Genomic DNA, 20,230 nt, shown 5'->3' on the forward strand with positions numbered 1-20,230 from the left:
ACGCCCATGCCTAGTTCATCGCTCCGCTCCCGCTCCCGTTCCTCCCTCGTCGTCGCGCCCGCCGTCGCCCTGATGGGCGCGGCGCTGGCCGGGCAGGCCCAGGCCGCCCTCAGCGACACCATCCATCCGTTTGTCTCCGTGCTCTACAGCTACGAGGACAACCTGCTGCGTTTGCCTGACGGCGTGCCCGGCCCGGCCGGCGGCCGTTCCGATTCGCTCACCCAGGTGCAGGCCGGCCTGTTGTTCGAGCGCCCCATCGGCCGCCAGCGTCTGACGGGCCAGGCCAAGGTGTCGCGCGTGGCGTTCGACCATTACGACCAGCTCAACTACAACGGCAAGGATTTCTCCGTCGATTGGGAGTGGTATCTGGCACGCGACTTTTCCGGTCACATCGGCGCCAGCTATGGGCAGGTGCTGACGCCGTTTACGGATTATCACAGCGGTGAGCGCAACCTGCGCACCACGCGCCGTGAATACGCGGACGGCAACTGGCGCTTCCATCCCAGCTGGCAAGTGCATGCCGGTGTGTCCACCACCCGCTACGCCTATGATCTGGCGAGCCAGCGCTACATCGACCGCACCGACGATATGAGCGAGGTGGGCGTCGATTACCTGGCCTCCAGCGGCAGCCGCTTCGGCGTGCTGGCGCGCCACCTGAAGGGTAAGTACCCCAACAAGCCGGTGGTGGCCGGTCAACAGATCGACTATGACTACCAGCAGGATGAACTGAAGGCCAATATTTTCTGGCTGGCCAGCGGCGTGACCCAGGTGCAGGTGCTGGCCGGCTGGGCCCGGCGCGATTACAGCTTCTTCACCGATCACAATTCGACCGGCTTGAACGGCCGCGTCACCGGCTACTGGCTGCCGTTGGGCAAGGTTAAATTCAACGCCAGCGTGTGGCGCGAATATGCGGCCGTGGAAAGTACCTTTGTCACCAGCAGCCTGAACAAGGGCGTCAGCGTGGGCGCGAGCTGGGATATCAGCGCCAAGCTCAAGGCCGACGCCACCTTGCGTCACGAGCAGCGCGGTTTCAGCACCGTCAGCGCCGTCGTGATCCCCGGTTCGCCCACCGACACCGGCAATTTCGCCTCGCTGGGCCTGACTTACGTCCCGTTGAACTATGTGCAGTTGACGGTGAGCGCGTTCCGCGATCAACGCTCCGGCAGCGCCTACCTGGGCACCGGCAGCTACACGGCCAACGGTATCTCGTTTGGCGCGACGGGGCAGTTCTAAAGCAAGCTATGACCGTAAACGATATACCCTTAATTTCCTTTTTTCAGCGCATCCTCGATCCACTCATCATCATGGGTACCTTGTACCTGTTTTCGATGATTTATGCGGAGCCGTTCACCGGTTATTCACTGGTGCTGATGGTACTTGCGTTCTTTATTTCGTCGTCCGTATACCAGCATGTGGATCCCTACCGCACCTGGCGCAGCGGGCGCATGCTGGCCTATTCGCGTGACATCGTGGTGGGCTGGGTGGTCACGGCCCTGATCCTGGTGTTCCTCGGTTCGATCAGCGGTCTGGCCTATCATTATGACCAGACGGTGGTGATGTCGTGGTTCGTGGCCACCCCGTTCGTGTTGTTGACCAGCCACCTGGCGGCCCGCGTGATCGGCTCGGACCCGGCCAAGGCCAGCGAGGTGCGCTCGGTGATCATCGTCGGCGCCAACGATGTGGGCTTGAAGTTCGCCCGTACCATCGAGCGTCATCCCAACCTGTTCATGCGCGTGCATGGCTTCTTCGACGACCGCACGGAGGACCGCTGGCCGCACGCGATGCAGCACCCGATGCTGGGCCGCATGGCCGACATCGCCGCCTACGTGCGGGCCAACCACGTGAAGATGATCTTCATCAGCCAACCCATCTCGGCCCAGCCGCGCATCCGCAAGCTGCTCGACGAACTGCAGGACACCACGGCCTCGGTCTATTTCCTGCCCGATATCTACGTGTTCGACCTGATGCAGGCCCGTTTCGACAACGTGGGCGGCATGCCCGTGATCGCCATTTGCGAAACGCCGTTCACGGGCTTTAACAGCATGATCAAGCGCGCCAGCGACATCGTGCTGGGGGTACTGATCCAGCTCGCGCTGTTGCCGGTGATGCTGGTGATCGCGCTGGCCGTCAAGTGCACCTCGCCCGGTCCCGTGATCTTCCGCCAGCGCCGCTACGGCTTGTACGGAGAAGAGATCATCGTCTATAAATTCCGCTCGATGACGGTGGCCGAGGATGGCGCGCACGTGGTGCAAGCGACCAAGAACGACCAGCGGGTGACCCGGGTGGGCGCCTTCCTGCGCCGCAGTTCGCTCGATGAGTTGCCCCAGTTCATCAATGTCTTGCAGGGACGGATGAGCATCGTGGGGCCGCGGCCCCACGCCGTGGCCCATAATGAGCAGTATCGCAAGCTGATCAAGGGGTATATGCTGCGACACAAGGCCAAGCCCGGCATCACGGGCTGGGCCCAGGTTAACGGGCTGCGCGGCGAAACCGAGACGCTCGACAAGATGGAGGCGCGGATCCGCTATGACCTCGATTACCTGCGTAACTGGTCGCTGTGGCTCGATATCTGGATCATCCTGCGCACCGTGAAGGTGGTGATGGGGCGGCAAAATGCCCATTGATACCGGCGCGGCGCGCACGCGATTGAAAATGTAGTTGCCTGATTCTTTTGTTAACGTTTATTCTTGCGAAAATTAAGTCGCGCCCCCTTAACTTGTTCGCCGACGTTATTTATAATATTGGCAATTATTCCTGGCGCAGCGTGCGCGCCACGAATGCCGAGCCGGTCGCGCCCGCCACGCTTGGCGGGGCGCGGGCCGTATGACTTGTTTAGTAATGCAACCTGAAGGAATCATCTTGAACCCTACCGCGCTCGCACGTTCTTTGAAATTTGGAAATGTCGGTTCCGGCCAACGGCTGTGGTGCGCCGGCTTGATGTTGACGGCGGCCTTGGGGCTGGCCGCCTGTGGCGCCAAGGAGAAAAAATCGGGTCAAGCCTTGGCCAGCGTGAATGGTGAGGAAATCACCGTGCTCCAGCTGAACGAGGAAATGCAACGCTCCGGGGTGCAGGCGGCTCAGCAGGAGACGGCCCGCAAGCAATTGCTGGAAGCGCTGATCGACCGCCAGCTGCTGCAAAACGAAGCGGCCAAGGACAAGGTCGACCGTGATCCCAAGGTGGTGCAGGCGATCGAGCGGGCCAAGGCCCTGATCGTCGCCCAGGCCTATATGCAGAAGCGGATCGGCACGCCGGCCCGGCCGGGCAAGGAAGAGGTGGAGGCTTACTACAAGCAACATCCGGAATTTTTCGCCCAGCGTAAGACGATCGACATGAAGGAGTTGGTGGTGGCCAGCGCCGACTTGGGGGATGACCTCAAGGGCACCATGGACTCGGCCAAGTCGCTCGACGAAGTGGCCGGCTGGCTCGACGCGCACAAGGTCAAGTATTCGCGCACCAATTTGTCGCGCGCCACTTCCGACTTGCCGTCCGAATTGACGGGCAAGCTGCTGTCGCTGCCGAAGGGGCAATTGTTCATCATCAAGGAAGCCGGGCGTGCCTTGCTGATCGCCATCAGCGACGTGCATGAGAGCCCGGTGACGCTGGAGGTGGCGGCGCCCCAGATCGAGCAATTCCTGTTCAACAAGAAAAACAAGGATGCGGCCGACGCGGAACTGGCGCGCTTGCGCGCGGCCGCCAAGATCGACTATCTGGACAAGTCGCTGGCCGCGCCGGCGGCGGCATCCGCATCCGCATCCGCATCGGCGCCGTCGGCCAGTGGCGCGGCCGACGCCAATGCGCGCGGTGTGGCCGGCCTGAAGTAAGCGGGACTGGCCGCGCCCTGCGGGCGTGGCCGGCAAACGAATTAAATTGAAGAGGGTGGGTGTGGCATGAAAACAATTGTACGGTGGATGATGGCGTGCTTGCTGCTTTGCGGCGTGGGCGGTGCGAGCGCGCAGGACGTGCTGCTGGGCGCCGGCGATGTGCTCAAGATTTCCGTCTATGGCAGTCCCGACCTGGGACTGGAAACGCGGGTCAGCGAAAGCGGCGTGATCACGTTCCCACTGGTGGGGGAGGTGGCCGTGGGCGGCCTGCCGGTGGCGGCGGCCGAACGTAAGCTCTCCGGCCTGCTCGAGAGCGGCGGCTTCGTCAAGAAAGCCCAGGTCAACATCATCGTCACCTCGATCCAGAGCCAGCAAGTGTCGGTGTTGGGGCAAGTCTATCGTCCCGGCCGCTATCCGCTCGAAGGCAAGCGCAGCCTGGTCGACGTGTTGGCCTTGGCTGGCGGCATCAGCCCCGATGGCGGCGATAGCGTGACCCTGATCCGCCGCCGCGGTGGCGCCACCACCAAGCAGGTGGTGGACTTGATCCAGATGATGCGCAGTGGCGATCTGGTGACCGACACCGACCTGGTGGCCAACGATATCGTGTACGTGGACCGGGCGCCGCGGTTTTACATCTATGGCGAAGTACAGCGTCCCGGCACCTTCCGCCTGGAGCGCGCAATGACGGTGGTGCAGGCGCTCTCGACCGGCGGCGGTCTCACCCCGCGCGGCACCGAACGGGGCCTGGTGGTCAAGCGGCGCGACGCCAAGGGCGTGGTGCAGGTGTTGAGCGTAAAACAGGATGACTTGTTGCAGGCCGACGATGTCGTCTATGTCAAGGAAAGCTTATTCTGACCCCCGCGTGGAGCAGAGCCGTTTTCCGTTTAGTTTAGAAAGCTATTATGAATTTATCTCAATTCCTGCTGATCTTGGGCGCCCGTAAGAAGGTCATCTTCTTTACGCTGTTGACCACCGTGCTGGCGGCGCTCGCGCTGAGCATGTTGATGCCCAAGACCTATAAAGCCACCACCAGCATGCTGCTCAACTACAAGGGTGTGGATCCGCTGACGGGCATGCCGATGCCGGGCCAGCTGCTGCCTGGCTACATGGCGACCCAGATCGATATCGCCTCCAGCAAGCGGGTGGCGTTGCAGGTGGTTGATCAGCTCAAGCTGGCCAGCAGCCCGGCCGTTATCGCCCAGTTCAACGAAAGCACCGATGGCCGCGGCACCGTGCGGGACTGGCTGGCCGACTTGCTGCTCAGGAAATTGGAAATCGTGCCGGCCCGCGAAAGCAGCGTGGTCGATATCAATTTCAAGGGTTCCGACCCGCAATTCGTGGCCGCCGTCGCTAACGCGTTCGCGGAAGAGTATCAAAAAGTCAGTGTCCAGCTGAAAGTCGATCCGATCAAGAAAGCCTCGACCTACTTCGACGAACAGACCAAACTGTTGCGCGACAACGTGGAAGTGGCGCAGAGCCGGCTTTCCAAGTACCAGCAGGAACACGGTATCGTCAGCGTCGACAACCGGCTCGACGTGGAATCGAACCGGCTCAACGATCTGTCGGCCCAGCTGGTGGGCGCGCAAGGCCAGTCCATGGAAGCGCAGTCGCGCCAGCGCATGGCCGCCGGCAGTTCGGGTGAATCGCCGGACGTGGCCTCCAATGGCCTGATCCAGAACCTCAAGCTGAACCTGGGGAGCGCGGAAGCGAAGTTGTCGGACGTTGCCCAGCGCCTGGGGCAGAACCACCCGCAATACCTGAGCGCCAAGACGGAAGTGGAAAAGCTGCGGCGCGACCTGGACGAGCAAATCCGGATCGCCTCGCGTAGCGTGGGCAACAACGCGCAAATCCTGCAGCAGCGCGAGGCCGCCATCCGCGAAGCGATGCAGGCACAGAAGGCCAAGGTACTGGAACTCAATCGCACGCGCGATGAGATGGGGGTGCTGGCCAAGGACGTCGAGAGCGCGCAGCGCGCGTTCGACGCCGCCTCGCAGCGCTTCTCCCAGACCAAGATCGAAGGCCAGGCGGAACAGTCCGACATCGCCGTGCTCAACCCGGCCGTTCCGCCGATCGATGCCGACAGTCCGAAAGTGGTGCGCAACGTGCTGCTGAGCGTGTTCCTGGGCGTGTTCCTGGGCGTGGGCCTGGCGTTCGTGCTGGAACTGCTCAACCGTCGCGTTCGCTCGGACAGCGATTTGCGCGATGCGCTCAATATTCCCGTATTTGGCGTGCTGGAAACGGCGCCAACCCGGTCCGGACGCGGCAAACTGCAAGCGTTGCTGCCGCGCCGCCTGCGTCTCAATTAAGATGGAAGCCAATATCATGCAATCAGTAAATCATCTGGCCACGCCCCCGCTGGAACGGGGCGGCGATTCCAGCATTGGCGGGCTGTTGCTCGAATCGGGCAAGATCACGCCGGAAAGTGCGGAACGGGTGTTGCGCATGCAAAAAGAGCTCGGCATCCGCTTCGGCGAGGCGGCCCAGCGTTTGGGCCTGGTCACGGAAGCCGATATCCAGCAAGCGTTGGCGCGCCAGTTCGACTACCCCTATCTGCAGCCGGGCGAGGGCCGTTTCGCGCCGCAACTGGTGGCCGCCTATCAGCCGTTCAGCCCCCAGGTCGAAGTGTTGCGTGCCGTGCGCAGCCAGCTGATGTTGCGCTGGTTCGCGCGCGGACGCAAATCGTTGGTGGTGCTGGGCATGGACGGCGGCGATGGCGCCAGTATGTTCGCCTCCAACCTGGCCGTCGTGTTCTCCCAGTTGGGCGAGCGCACCTTGCTGGTCGACGCCAACTTGCGCCACCCCAAGCAGACGGAAATTTTCGACGTGGCGAGCAAACATGGGCTGTCGGACGTGCTGGCCGGGCGCGCCGAGCTCGATTGCATCGCCCACGTCGACGCCTTTGTCGCCCTGTCCGTGCTGGCGGCCGGCACGCAGGCGCCCAACCCGGCTGAATTGCTCAGCCGCGGCGCCTTCGCCAGCGTAGCCACCCAGCTCGAAGCGCGCTACGAGGTGGTGCTGTATGACGTGGCCGCGTTCAACGTGGCGCCGGACGCGGTGGCCGTGGCGGCCCGCACCGGTGGTGTGCTGCTGGTGGCGCGCAAGCACAAGACGCGCCTGGCCGACATCGCGGCCATGAAAGAGCAGATGGGACAAAGCGGGGTCGAAGTGGTCGGTTCCGTCATGGTTGATTACTGATGCGTGGACAGACTGAACCGGCGATGGCGATGACGAGCGTGCTGGACAAGGACAGCCGGCTGGTCTGGCTGCCTGTGCTGCTGGGCTACCTGGCGCTGCTGCTGCCCTCGCTGTACGGCTTGTTGACGGGCGTGTGGGCGACCGAGGAGCAGGCCCACGGTCCCATCATCCTGTCGCTGTCGGTCTGGCTGATCTACCGCCAGTGGCCGGCCATGCTGGCCGCCAGCGCCGACGGCCGGCCCACCGCGGCCGGCTGGGTGCTGCTGCTGCTGGCGCTGGGCATGTATGTGCTGGGCCGCTCGCAGCAAATCATTTCGTTCGAGATATTGTCGCTGATCGGCGTCGCGGCGGCCGTCCTGCTGCTGCTGCGGGGCTGGCGCGCGCTCGGTGTGTTGTGGTTCCCGTTCTTCTTCATGCTGTTCATGGTGCCGTTGCCGGGGCCGCTGGTCAGTCAGCTGACCATGCCGATGAAGATGGCCGTGTCCTATGTCACCGAGCACCTGTTGTACGCGGCCGGCTTGCCGATCGCCCGCAACGGCGTGATCCTGCAAATCGGCCAGTACCAGTTGCTGGTGGCCGACGCCTGCGCCGGCCTGCAGACCTTGCTCACGCTGGAGGCGCTGGGCTTGTTCTACCTGAACGTGGTGCGCCACACGTCGGCCTTCCGCAACGTGGCGTTGGCCACGCTGATCATCCCGATCTCGTTTTCCGCCAACGTGATCCGGGTCATGGCGCTGACGCTGATCACCTTTTATTTCGGCGATGCGGCCGGCCAGGGCTTCCTGCACGGCTTCGCCGGCATGGTGTTGTTCCTGACGGCGCTGATCCTGATCCTGAGCCTCGATACGCTGTTGCAGTGGTTCGTAAAGAAAAGGGCGGCGGCGCGGCCCGTGCCAAGAGACTGAATGATGAAAAAATCCGCGACGATGAGCATCGTGCTGTGCCTGTTGATGGTGTCCTCGGCCGCCCTCACCAAGGTGGTCACGCCGACCCGGATGATGGCCGACGGGCGCGACAAGCTGCAGCTCGACACCATGATCCCGACCACCTTCGGCGACTGGGAGGTCGACACCAGCATCGTGCCGCTGCAGGTGGACCCGGAAACCCAGGCCCGGCTGGACCGGATTTACAACCAGACCCTGTCGCGCACCTACGTCAACCGGGACGGCGAGCGGGTCATGCTGTCGATGGCCTACGGCGGCGACCAGGGCGACAGCATGGGCGTGCACCGGCCGGAAGTGTGCTATGCGGCGCAAGGGTTTGAAATCGAGGGCGCCCAGTTCGACAGCCTGGCCACCCGCTATGGCGCGTTGCCGGTCAAGCGCCTGCTGGCCGTGAGCGGCAGCCGCAGCGAACCGATCACCTACTGGATCACCATCGGCGACAAGATGACCCGGCCCGACTTCCAGCAGCGTTTGCAACGCCTGCGCTACGGGCTCGAAGGCACGGTGCCGGACGGCATGCTGGTGCGCGTTTCCTCCATCGATACCGACGTCAAGCGGGCCTACGCGCTGCAGGCGGGCTTCATCCAAGCCTTGCTGGGCCAGCTCAGCGTCAAGGACCGGACTCGCCTGATCGGCACTTTTTCGGGTTAAGCCGCAGTCGCGGCGGGGCCGGCGTACGGCGGCGGCCGCCGCGCGCCGGCCGCCCCCGATCCACCCATCCTCTGGAATATTTATCGTGCAAAGTTTGAATTTGTTGGCCTTGGCCATCGCACGCGCAGAAGGCGGCCGCGTCACGCCGGCGCCCCTCGCGCCATGAATGCGCCGCAAGACCTCAAGCGCAAGAGCGTGAGCGCCGTCAAATGGGCCGCGGCCGGCACGGTGCTGCGCTTCGCCCTGCAACTGTGCACCCAAGTGGTGCTGGCGCGCATGCTGGGGCCGGAAGTGTATGGTTTGTTCGCGCTGGGCCTGGTGGTCATGACGTTCAGCAATTTCCTAGCCGACTTCGGTTTTTCCTGGGGCCTGATCCAGCGTCAGGACATCGACGCGCGCGACATCCGCTTCGCCTTCACCTGGCAGTTCCTGTCCGGTGCCGTGGCCAGCGTCGGCCTGTTCTTGTTGGCGCCAGCAGTGGCCCAGTATTTCAATGAGCCGCGGGTGGAACCGATCGTGCGCTGGCTCAGCCTGACGTGCGTGCTCAACGCCATCACGGCGCCGGCCAGCAGCCTGTTGCGCCGTAACATGGATTTTCGCGCGTTAAATATCATCCAGGTGGCCAGCTATGTGATCGGTTACCTGCTGGTGGGTATTCCCTGCGCCTACCTGGGAGCGGGCGTGTGGACGCTGGTGGCGGCCTGGCTGACCCAAACGGGCTCGGCCTTTGTGCTAACCTGGGTGCGCCATCCGCACCCGCTGCGGCCCCTGTTGTGGTATCCCGGGGCCCGTGATTTCACCCAGGTTGGCGTGGCCGTGTTCGCCACCAACCTGTGCAACTGGTTCCTCAACAATGTGGACCGCATTTTCCTGGGACGGATGCTGCACGCGCACGCGGTGGGGGTCTACAATGTGGCCTACAACCTGGCCAACACCCCCAATTCACTGTTCCTGACGGCCTTGCAGCCGGCGTTCCTGGCCAGCGGGGCGCGTCTGCAGGACGACCGGGCCCGGCTGCGCGATGCCTATGTCTCGGTGTTGGCCGTGATCTGGATCGTCATCGGCCCCATGTTCGCCGCTCTGGCGTGTCTGGGGCCGGACTTGATCGCCACCCTGTACGGTCCGGCTTGGCAGGGCTCCGGCCCCGTGTTCGCCATGCTGGCGCTGGCCATGCCGGCGTATATCACGTGGGGCTTGTCCACCCCCATCCTGTGGAATACGGGTGGCAAGCATCTGGAGAGCTTGCTGCAATTGCCGGTGCTGGGCGGCGCGGTGTTGGCCTTGTCCATGCTGGCCGGGCAGGGCGCCTTGACCGTGGCGATGGTGGCCAGCGCCACCTTGCTGGCGCGGGCGGTGGTGATCGCCAGCGTGGCCTGCCGTCGCCTGGCGCTGCCGGCGGGCGCGCTGCTGCCGTTGGCGGGGCGGGCAGTGCTGCTGGCCGCACTGGCGGCGGCGGCCGCGCTGGGCGGCGCGGCCGGTGCGCGCATGCTGGGCACGCCGCCGCTGTTGCCGTTGCTGGGCGGCGCGCTGGCAGCCATCATCAGCTGCGTGCTGGCGGTGTTGCTGTATCCCCGTTTGCTGGGCAAGCCGGTGCTGCACATGCTGGGCCGCTTCAGTCCGCCGATTCCGCCGCGCTTGATGGCCTATCTGACCGCCGCGTGCGACAACGATTAAGAGGAAAATATGGAATTAGTCATCATCGGCGTCATCATCCTGCTGGTCGCTTTCGCGCTGGTGTTTGGCGTGGCGCTGCTCTTGCATGCTGGACACAAGTACGAACGGGGGCTGTTGCCTTACGTGTTCTATCCGCTTATGTTCGCGATCGGGGTGGGGGTGCTGCTTTCCGGCCGTAATATGTACGTGTTCGATGAAATGATGACGGCCGCGCCGATGGAAAAGCATGCGATCGCGGTATGGTCCAGCCGGTTGGCCACGTTGTTGCTGTTGTTGATACCGTTCGAGCGCATCGGTCGCTGGACACTGGCGGGACACAAGCGCGCGGCCGTGCCGTTGTGGCTGATGTTGGCCTTCGGCTGGTATTTCGCGACCAATATTTTAAGCGGCGCCTTTCTTGCGGCCCACCATTCATTCAACAAGGAATACTTCATGTTCCTGGGCGTTGGCGTGGCCGCGTTATTGCTGACGCCTGACGAGGGGGAGCGCGCGATCCGGAGCTATCGCAACGGCATGTTTGTGTTTCTGCTGGTGAGCATCGCCTGTATCGCATGGCGGCCGGAGCTGGTGATGAGCCACAACTATTACGGCATCCTGCCGGGGGTGCACGTCCGCTTCGCGGGCCTGAGCCCCCACGCCAACAGTCTGGGGCCGATGGCCCTGGTTTTCCTGTTGTGCCTGTGGCATACGCCGTATGCGTCGCGCGCCCTGACGCTACTGGGGTGCCTGGTGGGCGGCGGCGCGCTGCTGCTGACCCAGTCCAAGTCCAGTTATGGCGCCTTCCTGCTCGGCGCGCTGTGCCTCGTTTACTATCGCCATCGCGGGACGTTGCGCCAGCGGCTGCTCGATTTCCAGCGGCCGCAACTGCCGGTGGCGCTGATCCTGATGGTGCTGGCGGGCGTGGCGCTGCTGTGCGCCGCGTTCATGTTCGGCGGCCTCAGTGACCGGATCGCCCGTTTCCTCGGCTCCAGCGCCGGCGCGGAACTGGCCACCTTGACCGGACGCGACCAGATCTGGGAGATCGCGGTGCGGGAATGGCGTCGTTCGCCCGTGTTTGGCTATGGCTTGACCATTTTCGACGAGATGTACCGGTTCCAGATCCATATTCCGTACGCCTATCACGCCCACAACCAGTTCTATCAATGCCTGTCCGCCACTGGCCTGGTCGGGGTGGCCGGACTGCTGGCCTACACCGCCGCGCTGCTGTGGTATGCGGTGCGTACTGCGCCGGCCAGCGGGGGGCTGTCGTTGGCGCTGCTGCTGCTGTTGCTGGCCCGTTCGGTCAGCGAGGTACCGATGTCGCTGGATGGCTTTGGCCCGGAGCAGATGATGCACATGCTATTGTTGATGATGCTGGGCTCGTATTGGCAGCGTGAAGCGGCGCCCGTCGTCGTCGCCACCGCGGGCGCGGCGCGGCCAGCGGCGCCGCAGGTGGCGCGGGTGGGCGCATGATGTTGTGTTCGGTCATTATTCCGCTGTACAACAAGGCGCCGTTCATCGAGGCGGCCATCGCTTCCATCCTGGCGCAACAGCATCAAGCGTTCGAGATCATCGTCGTCGATGACGGTTCACAAGATGAGGGCCCGGCGCTGGTGCGCGCCATCGCCGACCCGCGCCTGCGCCTGATCCAGATCCCGAACGGCGGTGTGGCCAACGCGCGCAACGTGGGAATCGCGCACGCACGTGGCGAGCTGGTGTGTTTTCTCGACGCCGATGACTGGTACCGTCCAGCCTATCTGGCGACGCAGGTGGCGATGGCGCAGCGCCATCCCAGTGGCACGTTTTACGCCACCGCTTACCTGCGCATTCCCGATGGCGCGCTGCCGCCGGCGCACTGGCCCGCGCTCATCATGCCGCCCGGCCCGGCCCGTGGCGCCCGCGCCCTGGCGTGGTGCCAGCGCCTGTTCACGGCGGCGCGGGACGGCGGCCGGCCGCCCAAGGCCGTGGCGCCCGGGCACGGCGGCGCCGCCGAGATGCTGATCGACGATGGCTACCGCCGTTTGCGCTACGGTTCCCTGTTCTTCACCGGCTCGGTGGCCGTCCGGCGCGACGAGTTGTTGCGTTTCGCACCCTGTTTCCCGGTCGGCGAATCGATGGGCGAAGACTTGGACTTGTGGTTCCGTTTGATGGAGCGGATGCCCTTCGCGTATTGCCCCACGCCGCTGGTGGCCTATCGGGTTGCCGTCAGCGGCAGCCTGGTCAGCAGCAACCCCGTGACGACGCTGTTGCCGGCGCTGCGCCGGCTCGAGCAACGGGTGCAGCGCGGCGAAGTGCCGCCGCGGATGCGGGCCGCCGCCCGTTGGCTGGTGGCCGACGCCCGCATCAGTGTGGCCCGCACCACATTGCTGTCAGGTCAACGTCGCGCGGCCCTGGCCGACTTGTTGGCGATCCCGGGCGGGGTGGCGGCGAAGCGCTGGTGGGTCACGTTGGCCATGTGTTTGCCGGGCGGAGGGCTGCTGTTGCGGCAACGGAAAAAGTGCGGCGCGTAAAAAAAGAGCACGGCCACTGTTGCTTCTGATGTATAGTATTACCGAGTGCGGGTCAAAGAAAAATAATAACGCACGGAAACTTACAATTCAATATGGAAATAATGGCAATGTGTTGAACGTAGCGCCGTGCCCCCCATCCGGCGACGTTCGCTGTGTTTTTTGCTTGCTGTGCCGGCGGATCATCCCCTCTCTCGCTTTTGGAGAATCCTATGAGCTTCAATAAATTATCGCTGATTCGGGGCGCGCTGCTGGTCACCTCAGCGCTCGCCTGGAATGCCTGCTATGCCGACTGGGCTCAGTCGAGCTACCCCTTGAACGCCAGGCCGTTGCCGGCCAATTCGGAGCAACAGGCGCAGAATCCGCCCGCGTTTTCCTGGTCGCGCCATTCGACGCTGCCAGCGACCTATGTACTGGAAATTACCGGTCCATTGGCGGGCCAGGTCACGACCGTGACCGTGGACAAGAATTGGTATTTGCCGACCAAAGCCATGGCGCTGGGGTCCTACAGCTGGCGCGTGCGTCCCGGCGGCACCAGCACGGATTGGTCGACACCGCGCACCTTCATCCTCAATAGCAGCTCGGCCGTATTCGAAGTGCCCGATTCGAGCGTGTTGCGCACGAACATCATCAACCGCGCCCGGCCGCGTGCCATGCCCAATGGCATGCCGATTCGTAGCAGCTGGTCCGCCGGCATGGTCGCCGAGCGCGGCAACGCCCTCACGCGCTTGCAGAACGCCGTCCTCGCTACCGTGACGAGTGAACCGCCCGTGTCCGATTCCTTGTGGCCGCTCGTCACCAGCAGCACCCTGGTGACGGCCGACACCAATGCCCAATGGACCAATATCCGCACCCACGTCAATATCGTCCGGCGTCAGCTGGAGAGCGCGGCGCTGATCTATCGCCTGACCGGCGACCGGACTTATTTGACCGAGGCCATCACGCGTGGCGACCAATTGGCCAGCCTCAGCCCCAGCGGGCCGACCAGCTACGCGCAATTCGATACGATGACCTTGCCCATCGCGGCCTCGCTCGCCAAGGGCGTGGACTTCCTGTACGCCGACCTCGATGCGACCCGGCGCGCCGCCTGGTTGAACAATGCGGCGGCCCGTGCCACCGACGTCTATAATGATCTGTCCCGTCAAAACGGTTGGCTCGATCAGATGCCATTTGATGAGCATGGTGGCTCCAACCTCGGTTACCTGGCCCTGGTGGCCACGCTGAGCTTGGGCGATGTGCCGGCCGCGGCGACCTGGTTTGATTTTTCTTTCCGTAATTACATCAATTACGTGTTCCACTGGAGCGGCGCGGAAGGCGGTTATGCCAACGGTACGGCCTATGGGCAATACGCGATCGATGCGTCGTTGCAAGTATGGCAGCCTATGAGCACGGCGTCGGGCTTGAATATGTTCAATAAGCCTTGGACCATGGGCTTCCTGAAAATGTTCATGTATTTCACCCCGCCCGGGTCGCAGGTGCACGCCTTTGGCGACTCGAATGAAAGCAAGCCTGACCTGCGTTTCATGAAAGCGCTGGCGTCGCGTATCCCCACGCCGCAAGCGTTGTGGTACTACAAGAACATCACCGGTGACGAGGATCCGCTGACGCAGTTGCAGATCCAGTATCCGCTGCCGGTGCTGACCGTGGCCACGGCAGTGGCGCCAAGTAATTCGATCTACATTCCCAGTATTGGCTGGGCTGCCTTCCACAGCAACATCGCCGACCCCTTGCGCACGTCGCTGTATTTCAAGGCCAGTCCGTACGGCTCGTTCAATCATAGCCATGGCGATCAGAACGCCTTTACGTTGAGCAAAGGCGCACGTCGTCTGCTGATCGGGACCGGCTGGTATGACTGGTACAATTCGCCGATGTGGAGTGGCTGGTATCGTCAGACCAAGTCGAAAAACGCGCTCACCTACGATGGCGGCCTCGGCCAGAATACCACCGGCTACAGCGATCCGATGCTGTTCAACGGCCAGATCGTCGGCTATTCCACCACCAACAGCAACTACGATTACGTGGAGGGCGATGCCACGGCGGCCTTCGCCGGCGCGCTGACGTCGAACCGGCGCCAGCTCTGGTATTTCCGCGCGCAAGATGCCTTCGTGGTGCGTGACAAGGTGACGGCGCCGGCGGCCCACGTCTTCGAGTGGAACCTGCACGCGCCAGTGCCGATCACCGTCAATGCCGCCACGGGCGAGGCGCAGGTCGTCAACGTCGACCAGTCCGTTTGCGTGCGGCCGATTCCGAACAATTCCGGCCAGACCTATGCGGCGGTGACCGGGCCGGCCCCGCAGCCGGGGACGACGGAATATCATGGCGTATACAAAAAGACGAGTTCCCAGTTGTCGGCCGAGTTCCTGATGTTGCTCGACGTGGGTTGCAAGCATCCGACCGTGACGGTGGTCAATACGGCCTCGGGCCGCAGCCTGACCGTGGGGGGAGTGACCATCAGCCTGCCGCAGTAAGCGCCCCGCGCACCAGTACGTCAGCCGGATTTGGTTGACGGATGTACAATAAAGGAAGCGACCGTGGTCGCTTCCTTTTTTTTTCGCTAGCGAGGCATGCATTGAATTCTTCTTCCCCGTTGCGGCTGCTGCAGTTTGTTCCGGAGCCGTTACCCACCTTTCGCGCCGATGTGGCCGTGTTGTTCGGTAAATATTTGCCGCGGCTGGGCGTGGCGTGCCACCTGGTGGGGCCATCCAATGGCAAGGACGCGGCGTCGGCCGCGGACGGCCAGGTCACCCGTTCTCCCTATCACGGCAGCCGCCTGCGGCGCGAACTGGCCTATCTGGCCCTGTGCGTGCGCCTGCTGTGGCGGGCCGACAAACATAACTGCGACGTGATCCAGGTGCGCGACATGGCCGCCATCGGCTTGCTGGCGATGTTGTGGGCCCGCCTGAAAGGCATCCCTTTCGTCTATTGGATGTCGTTCCTGATGTGCGACGGGCGCATCGGGAATGCCCGCGCCCAGCTCCAGAATGGTGGCGGCGTGCGCGCCTATCTGGTGTTGTGGAAGGGGCTGGCCGAGCGCTGGCTGCTGAACCGGGTGGTATTGCCGGGCGCCAGCCATGTGTTCGTGCAAAGCGCGGCCATGCTGGAGTTGATGGCCGCGCAGGGTATCGCGCGCGACAAGCTGAGTGCTGTGCCCATGGGCGTCGATACCGAGGTGCTTGGTCCGCACGGTGTCGTGGCCCGGCGCCTGCCTGGCTGGGATGGTCTCCCCGTGATCGCCTACCTGGGCACGCTGGACCGGCCCCGTTGCCCGCATGTGTTGATCGATGCGCTGCTGCGCGTCCAACGCCTCCATCCTGCTGCCCGCCTGTTGCTGATCGGCGACGCCAGCAACCGGGGCGATCTCGATGCGCTGCTGGCCTATGCGGCTGCGGCCGGCGTTGGTGCGTCGGTGCATGTGACCGGTTGGATGGCCGCGCGCGAAGCGTGGCCGCTGCTGGCCGGCGCCGACCTGGCCGTATCCTATGTACCGCGCGGCGCTTTGCTCGATATCAGTTCACCCACCAAGATCCTGGAATACTTGGCGCTGGCCTTGCCTTGCGTGGGCAATGACAATCCGGATCAGATGGCGGTGCTGGATGCCAGTCAGGCGGGTTGGTTGACGGCCAGCGCGGTGCCGGACTTGGCCGACGGCATGTTGCGCATTCTGGCCGACGGCGCGGCCGCCCGCGCCCGTGCCGCGCTGGGGCCGGCCTACATCGAGCAACACCGCAGTTACCGGGTGATCGCGCAGCAGGTGGCCAGCCGATATAGCCAGCTGGTGCGCGGCACGGTACCGGCTGTGCCGGCCGAGCGCGCATCGTGAAGGGGCGGCCATGATACAGCTGTTTCGCTTGTATGCGTACTTGCACCGGCTGGGCGTGCCGGTCTTGCCACGCTGCCTGTATGTACTCAACCGTATTCTGTTTGCCGTGGTGCTGCCGCCTTCGGTGCGGGTCGGGGCGCGTGTCACGTTCGCCTATCAGGGCTTGGGCGTCGTGGTGCATGAGCGCGCCGTGCTGGGCTCGGACATCTATGTGGGGGCGCAAGTGGTGATCGGCGGGCGCGGCGGCCGGCATGAGGTGCCCGTCATTCATGATGGCGCGTTCCTGGGGGTGGGAGCGAAAATCCTGGGCCCGGTCACCATCGGCGCCGGCGCCAAGGTGGCCGCCGGCGCCGTGGTGCTGAACGACGTGGCGCCTGGCGTGACGGTGGCGGGGGTGCCGGCCCGGCCCGTCCCGGCCAGGGCGGTGGACGCCGCGCCCCGGGAAATGGAATAAATGATTACAAAATGCTATCGTGTGGCCGCCACTACTTGATAGAATGATAGCGTTGCGGGCCGGTGCGCGCCCGGCGACGGCCACGCGCACCGGCGCGTGGCCCGTAAATTGAGAGTATATGAAGAAAATCATCATGGTCGGAACGCGTTTCGACACCATGGGCGGGATTTCCGCCGTGGTCAATGTGTACCGCGCGGCAGGTCTGTTCCAGCGTTATCCCATTATCTACCTTGCCACCCATTGCGATGGTGGCGCCTTGGCCAAGCTGGCCATCCTGGCCCGGGCGCTGTTGCGCTATGCGGGCCTGTTGCTGACGGGCCAGGTGGGCCTGGTGCACGTGCACGTGTCGCGCCGCGCCAGTTTCTGGCGCAAGGCGCTGTTTTTCCTGCCGGCCTTCCTGTTCCGGGTGCCGGCCGTGCTGCATTTGCACAGCGGCGCTTTTCACCAGTTTTACGAACAGGACTGCGGCCCGCTGCGGCAACGGCTGGTGCGTTATATTTTCGACCATGCGGCCCACATCGTCGTGCTCTCGCGCAGCTGGCAAGCGTGGGTGGGCGGCATGAGCGCCAACGGGCGTATCAGCGCCATCTACAACCCGGTGCAGTTGCCGCAACAGGCCACCGGCTGGGAGCGCCGCACGGCGGGGCAAACCTTGTGCTTTGGCCGCCTGGGCCATAACAAGGGCACGTACGACTTGTTGCAGGCCGCCCGCGGCCTGGCGGCGCCATGGCGTTTGCGGCTCGGTGGCGACGGCGAAATCGAGCAGGTCCGGGCCCGGGCCAGTGAACTGGGGCTGGCCGAGCATGTCGAGTTGCTGGGATGGGTCAGCGGTCAGGCCAAACAGGATTGCCTGGACAGCGCCACCTTGTATGTCCTGCCATCGTATAACGAAGGGTTGCCGATGAGCGTGCTGGAAGCGATGGCGGCCGGCTTGCCGGTACTGACCACGCCGGTGGGCGGCATCCCGGAAGCGGTGACCGATGGGGTGGAAGGCTTTCTGGTGACGCCGGGGGATGTGGACAGCCTGGCGGAACGCTGGGCCCGCTTGCTGGCCGAGCCTGAACTGGCGCGCCAGATGGGCGCGGCCGCCCGCCGCAAGGTGGAAACCACGTTTTCCACGCAGGCCGTGCTGCCGCAGCTGGAAGCCATTTACCACGCCTGGGGGTTCGCGCAGAAATGACGTCACTGGTCTGGAAATACAACCGCCTGAAACTGATGGGCGTGGCGGAGATCGCATGGCGCGTGCGGCAACTGTTGCAAAAGAAGGCCAGCAAGTTCGGCCTGGGCCTGGTCGCCACCGTGCCGGCGCCGGCCGCGGTCGCGGCGGCCCCATCGTTCCTGCCCGGCGACGTGGTCTGCGCCGACCCGGCCGCCCTGTGCGCGGCAGCTGACGCCATCCTGGCCGGCCGCTGGAACGTGTTCGCGCTGCGCGGCGCGGCGCTGGGCTTTCCGCCGCGCTGGAACCGCGACCCCAAGACGGGCACGGAGGCGCCCATGGGCTTGGGCAAGGCCATCGATTACCGCAGCGAGCGGGTGGTGGGCGACATCAAGTATTTGTGGGAACCGAGCCGGCACCTGGAACTGGTGACGCTGGCCCAGGCGTGGAAAGTGACGGGCGAAGCCCGCTACGCCGAGGGCGCGCGCTTGCTGCTGACCTCATGGTTCGAGCAGTGCCCCTATCCGCAGGGCGTGCATTGGACCAGCGCGCTGGAGCTGGCGGTGCGCCTGCTGAACTGGGCGTTCGCCTGGGAGTTGCTGGGCGGCTTGGCCTCGCCCCTGTTCGAGGGCGAGGCCGGCCAGCGCTTCCTGCGCCAGTGGCAGGACAGCGTGTACCAGCACTGCCACTTCATCGCCGGCTATTTTTCGCGCCACTCGTCGGCCAACAACCACCTGTTCGGTGAATACATGGGGCTGTTCGTGGCCAGCCTGGTGTGGCCGTGCTGGCCCGCCAGCGCGCGCTGGCGCACGCTGGCCCAGCGCGGCCTGGAGCGGGAAGCGCTGCGCCAGAATACGGCCGACGGCGTGAACCGCGAGCAAGCCGTGTATTACCAGCACGAAGTGATGGACATGATGCTGCTGTGCCTGCTGATCGGCCAGGCCCACGGTGTCGCGTTCTCGCCCGCCTACCGCGACCGGCTGGAACGGTTGGCCGAATTTATCGCCGCCTTGCAGGACGTGGGCGGCAATATGCCCATGACGGGCGACGCCGACGACGCGCAAATGGTGCGCCTGGCGCATGAGGCCGGCTGGTCGCCGTACCGTTCGCTGCTGGCCAGTTGCGCCGTGCTGTACGGGCGCGCCGACTTCAAGCGCAAGGCCGGCCACTTCGACGACAAGAACGCCTGGCTGTTCGGCGCGCAAGGGCGGCGGCGCTGGGATGCGCTGGCCGTGGCCGGCCCCGAGCAACCGGTGCGGGCTTTCCCCGAAGGCGGCTACTACCTGCTGGGCACGGATTTCGGCACGCCGCGCGAAGTGCGCCTGGTGGCCGATTGCGCGCCGCTCGGCTACCTGTCGATCGCGGCCCACGGTCATGCGGACGCGCTGGCGTTTACCCTGTCGCTGGGGGGCGAGGAGTTGCTGATCGACCCCGGCACCTACGCCTATCACACCCAGCAATTGTGGCGTGATTATTTCCGCAGTACGGCCGCCCACAACACGGTGGCCGTGGATGGCCAGGACCAGTCCGAGATCGGCGGCAATTTCATGTGGCTGCGCAAGGCGCAAGCCCGCTTGCTGCGCCATGCGCCCGATGGGGCCGTGCAAGTGTTCGCCGGCGAACATGACGGCTATACCCGGCTGGCTGACCCCGTGCGCCACCGGCGCGAGGTCGCGTACGATACGACGCGTCACCGTATTGTTATTAAAGATATATTACAATGCCGACGTGAGCACCAAGTGGCCTTGCACTGGCACTTCGCCGAACGCTGCCAGGTGAGCGCCGACGGCCCGGCGCTGCTGGCGCAGGGCGCGCGTCATGGCCTGGCGATGCGCTGCGCGTTCGGCGCCGGCGTGCGCCTGTTGCGCGCCAGCGAGGCGCCGCCGGCCGGCTGGATTTCCCGCACGTTCGACAGCAAGACCCCGATTACCACCGCCGTGTGGCAAGGCGCCATTCATGGCACGACAGAAATTATGACCGAGATTGACTTGCGCTTGGCGCCGGCATCGACCACTTATTGAGGAGTAT

Annotated in this window: 16 protein-coding genes; all 16 read left to right on the forward strand. The window is 64.3% G+C overall.

Annotation, left to right across the window (positions count from 1 at the left end; genetic code table 11):
* Positions 1-6: 6 nt before the first annotated feature.
* The 16 genes from epsL (at position 7) to H3H39_RS23885 (ending at position 20,223) form a co-directional block, all read left to right on the forward strand.
* Positions 7-1,233 (forward strand): XrtB/PEP-CTERM-associated polysaccharide biosynthesis outer membrane protein EpsL, encoded by a 1,227-nt coding sequence (epsL, locus tag H3H39_RS23810; RefSeq protein ID WP_229218224.1) that lies wholly within the window; start codon positions 7-9, stop codon positions 1,231-1,233.
* 8 nt (positions 1,234-1,241) lie between these two features.
* Entirely contained in the window at positions 1,242-2,624 is a 1,383-nt protein-coding gene (locus H3H39_RS23815; RefSeq protein WP_182156871.1) for an undecaprenyl-phosphate glucose phosphotransferase, read from the forward strand.
* A 262-nt stretch (positions 2,625-2,886) separates the two neighbouring features.
* Positions 2,887-3,822, forward strand: coding sequence for an EpsD family peptidyl-prolyl cis-trans isomerase (locus tag H3H39_RS23820; protein WP_311196976.1), 936 nt, complete (start codon positions 2,887-2,889; stop codon positions 3,820-3,822).
* 66 nt (positions 3,823-3,888) lie between these two features.
* The gene (gene epsE, locus H3H39_RS23825; RefSeq protein ID WP_182156873.1) at positions 3,889-4,677 is read left to right on the forward strand and encodes a polysaccharide export protein EpsE; all 789 of its coding nucleotides are present in this window, start codon (positions 3,889-3,891) and stop codon (positions 4,675-4,677) included.
* 47 nt (positions 4,678-4,724) lie between these two features.
* Complete coding sequence (gene epsF / locus H3H39_RS23830; RefSeq protein ID WP_182156874.1) at positions 4,725-6,128, forward strand: chain length determinant protein EpsF; 1,404 nt, start codon at positions 4,725-4,727, stop codon at positions 6,126-6,128.
* Between the two features lie 16 nt (positions 6,129-6,144).
* On the forward strand, positions 6,145-7,017 hold the full coding sequence (epsG, locus tag H3H39_RS23835; RefSeq protein WP_229218226.1) for a chain length determinant protein tyrosine kinase EpsG: 873 nt from the start codon (positions 6,145-6,147) through the stop codon (positions 7,015-7,017).
* A gap of 23 nt (positions 7,018-7,040) precedes the next feature.
* The gene (gene xrtB / locus H3H39_RS23840) at positions 7,041-7,922 is read left to right on the forward strand and encodes an exosortase B (protein WP_182156965.1); all 882 of its coding nucleotides are present in this window, start codon (positions 7,041-7,043) and stop codon (positions 7,920-7,922) included.
* Positions 7,923-8,612, forward strand: a complete 690-nt coding sequence (gene epsI / locus H3H39_RS23845; protein WP_220461660.1) for an exosortase-associated protein EpsI, B-type — start codon at positions 7,923-7,925, stop codon at positions 8,610-8,612.
* A 162-nt stretch (positions 8,613-8,774) separates the two neighbouring features.
* Positions 8,775-10,286: a lipopolysaccharide biosynthesis protein gene (locus H3H39_RS23850; RefSeq protein ID WP_182156876.1), complete on the forward strand. Its 1,512-nt coding sequence runs from the start codon at positions 8,775-8,777 to the stop codon at positions 10,284-10,286.
* A gap of 9 nt (positions 10,287-10,295) precedes the next feature.
* Entirely contained in the window at positions 10,296-11,738 is a 1,443-nt protein-coding gene (locus H3H39_RS23855) for an O-antigen ligase family protein (protein WP_182156877.1), read from the forward strand.
* Positions 11,735-12,775 (forward strand): glycosyltransferase family 2 protein, encoded by a 1,041-nt coding sequence (locus tag H3H39_RS23860; RefSeq protein WP_182156878.1) that lies wholly within the window; start codon positions 11,735-11,737, stop codon positions 12,773-12,775. The genes H3H39_RS23855 and H3H39_RS23860 overlap by 4 nt, the downstream gene beginning before the upstream one ends.
* Before the next feature lie 209 nt (positions 12,776-12,984).
* Complete coding sequence (locus tag H3H39_RS23865) at positions 12,985-15,240, forward strand: DUF4962 domain-containing protein (RefSeq protein WP_182156879.1); 2,256 nt, start codon at positions 12,985-12,987, stop codon at positions 15,238-15,240.
* 101 nt (positions 15,241-15,341) lie between these two features.
* On the forward strand, positions 15,342-16,592 hold the full coding sequence (locus tag H3H39_RS23870) for a glycosyltransferase (RefSeq protein WP_182156880.1): 1,251 nt from the start codon (positions 15,342-15,344) through the stop codon (positions 16,590-16,592).
* Between the two features lie 10 nt (positions 16,593-16,602).
* Complete coding sequence (locus tag H3H39_RS23875) at positions 16,603-17,046, forward strand: serine O-acetyltransferase (protein WP_182156881.1); 444 nt, start codon at positions 16,603-16,605, stop codon at positions 17,044-17,046.
* 133 nt (positions 17,047-17,179) lie between these two features.
* Entirely contained in the window at positions 17,180-18,226 is a 1,047-nt protein-coding gene (locus tag H3H39_RS23880) for a glycosyltransferase family 4 protein (protein ID WP_182156882.1), read from the forward strand.
* Positions 18,223-20,223 carry a heparinase II/III family protein gene (locus H3H39_RS23885; RefSeq protein WP_182156883.1) on the forward strand — a complete coding sequence of 667 codons (2,001 nt, stop codon included), beginning with the start codon at positions 18,223-18,225 and terminating at the stop codon, positions 20,221-20,223. Before H3H39_RS23880 ends, H3H39_RS23885 begins: the two co-directional genes overlap by 4 nt.
* Positions 20,224-20,230 lie beyond the last annotated feature (7 nt).

Origin of the sequence: Rugamonas apoptosis (assembly GCF_014042355.1) — a bacterium.
Lineage (GTDB): Bacteria > Pseudomonadota > Gammaproteobacteria > Burkholderiales > Burkholderiaceae_D > Rugamonas > Rugamonas apoptosis.

Bases quoted from the DNA above. Each gene is read 5' to 3' on its own strand.
- epsL (WP_229218224.1), top strand. From the start codon at position 7: ATGCCTAGTTCATCGCTCCGCTCCCGCTCCCGTTCCTCCCTCGTCGTC.
- H3H39_RS23815 (WP_182156871.1), top strand. From the start codon at position 1,242: ATGACCGTAAACGATATACCCTTAATTTCCTTTTTTCAGCGCATCCTC.
- epsE (WP_182156873.1), top strand. From the start codon at position 3,889: ATGAAAACAATTGTACGGTGGATGATGGCGTGCTTGCTGCTTTGCGGC.
- epsF (WP_182156874.1), top strand. From the start codon at position 4,725: ATGAATTTATCTCAATTCCTGCTGATCTTGGGCGCCCGTAAGAAGGTC.
- epsG (WP_229218226.1), top strand. From the start codon at position 6,145: ATGCAATCAGTAAATCATCTGGCCACGCCCCCGCTGGAACGGGGCGGC.
- xrtB (WP_182156965.1), top strand. From the start codon at position 7,041: ATGGCGATGACGAGCGTGCTGGACAAGGACAGCCGGCTGGTCTGGCTG.
- epsI (WP_220461660.1), top strand. From the start codon at position 7,923: ATGATGAAAAAATCCGCGACGATGAGCATCGTGCTGTGCCTGTTGATG.
- H3H39_RS23850 (WP_182156876.1), top strand. From the start codon at position 8,775: ATGAATGCGCCGCAAGACCTCAAGCGCAAGAGCGTGAGCGCCGTCAAA.
- H3H39_RS23855 (WP_182156877.1), top strand. From the start codon at position 10,296: ATGGAATTAGTCATCATCGGCGTCATCATCCTGCTGGTCGCTTTCGCG.
- H3H39_RS23860 (WP_182156878.1), top strand. From the start codon at position 11,735: ATGATGTTGTGTTCGGTCATTATTCCGCTGTACAACAAGGCGCCGTTC.
- H3H39_RS23865 (WP_182156879.1), top strand. From the start codon at position 12,985: ATGAGCTTCAATAAATTATCGCTGATTCGGGGCGCGCTGCTGGTCACC.
- H3H39_RS23875 (WP_182156881.1), top strand. From the start codon at position 16,603: ATGATACAGCTGTTTCGCTTGTATGCGTACTTGCACCGGCTGGGCGTG.
- H3H39_RS23880 (WP_182156882.1), top strand. From the start codon at position 17,180: ATGGTCGGAACGCGTTTCGACACCATGGGCGGGATTTCCGCCGTGGTC.
- H3H39_RS23885 (WP_182156883.1), top strand. From the start codon at position 18,223: ATGACGTCACTGGTCTGGAAATACAACCGCCTGAAACTGATGGGCGTG.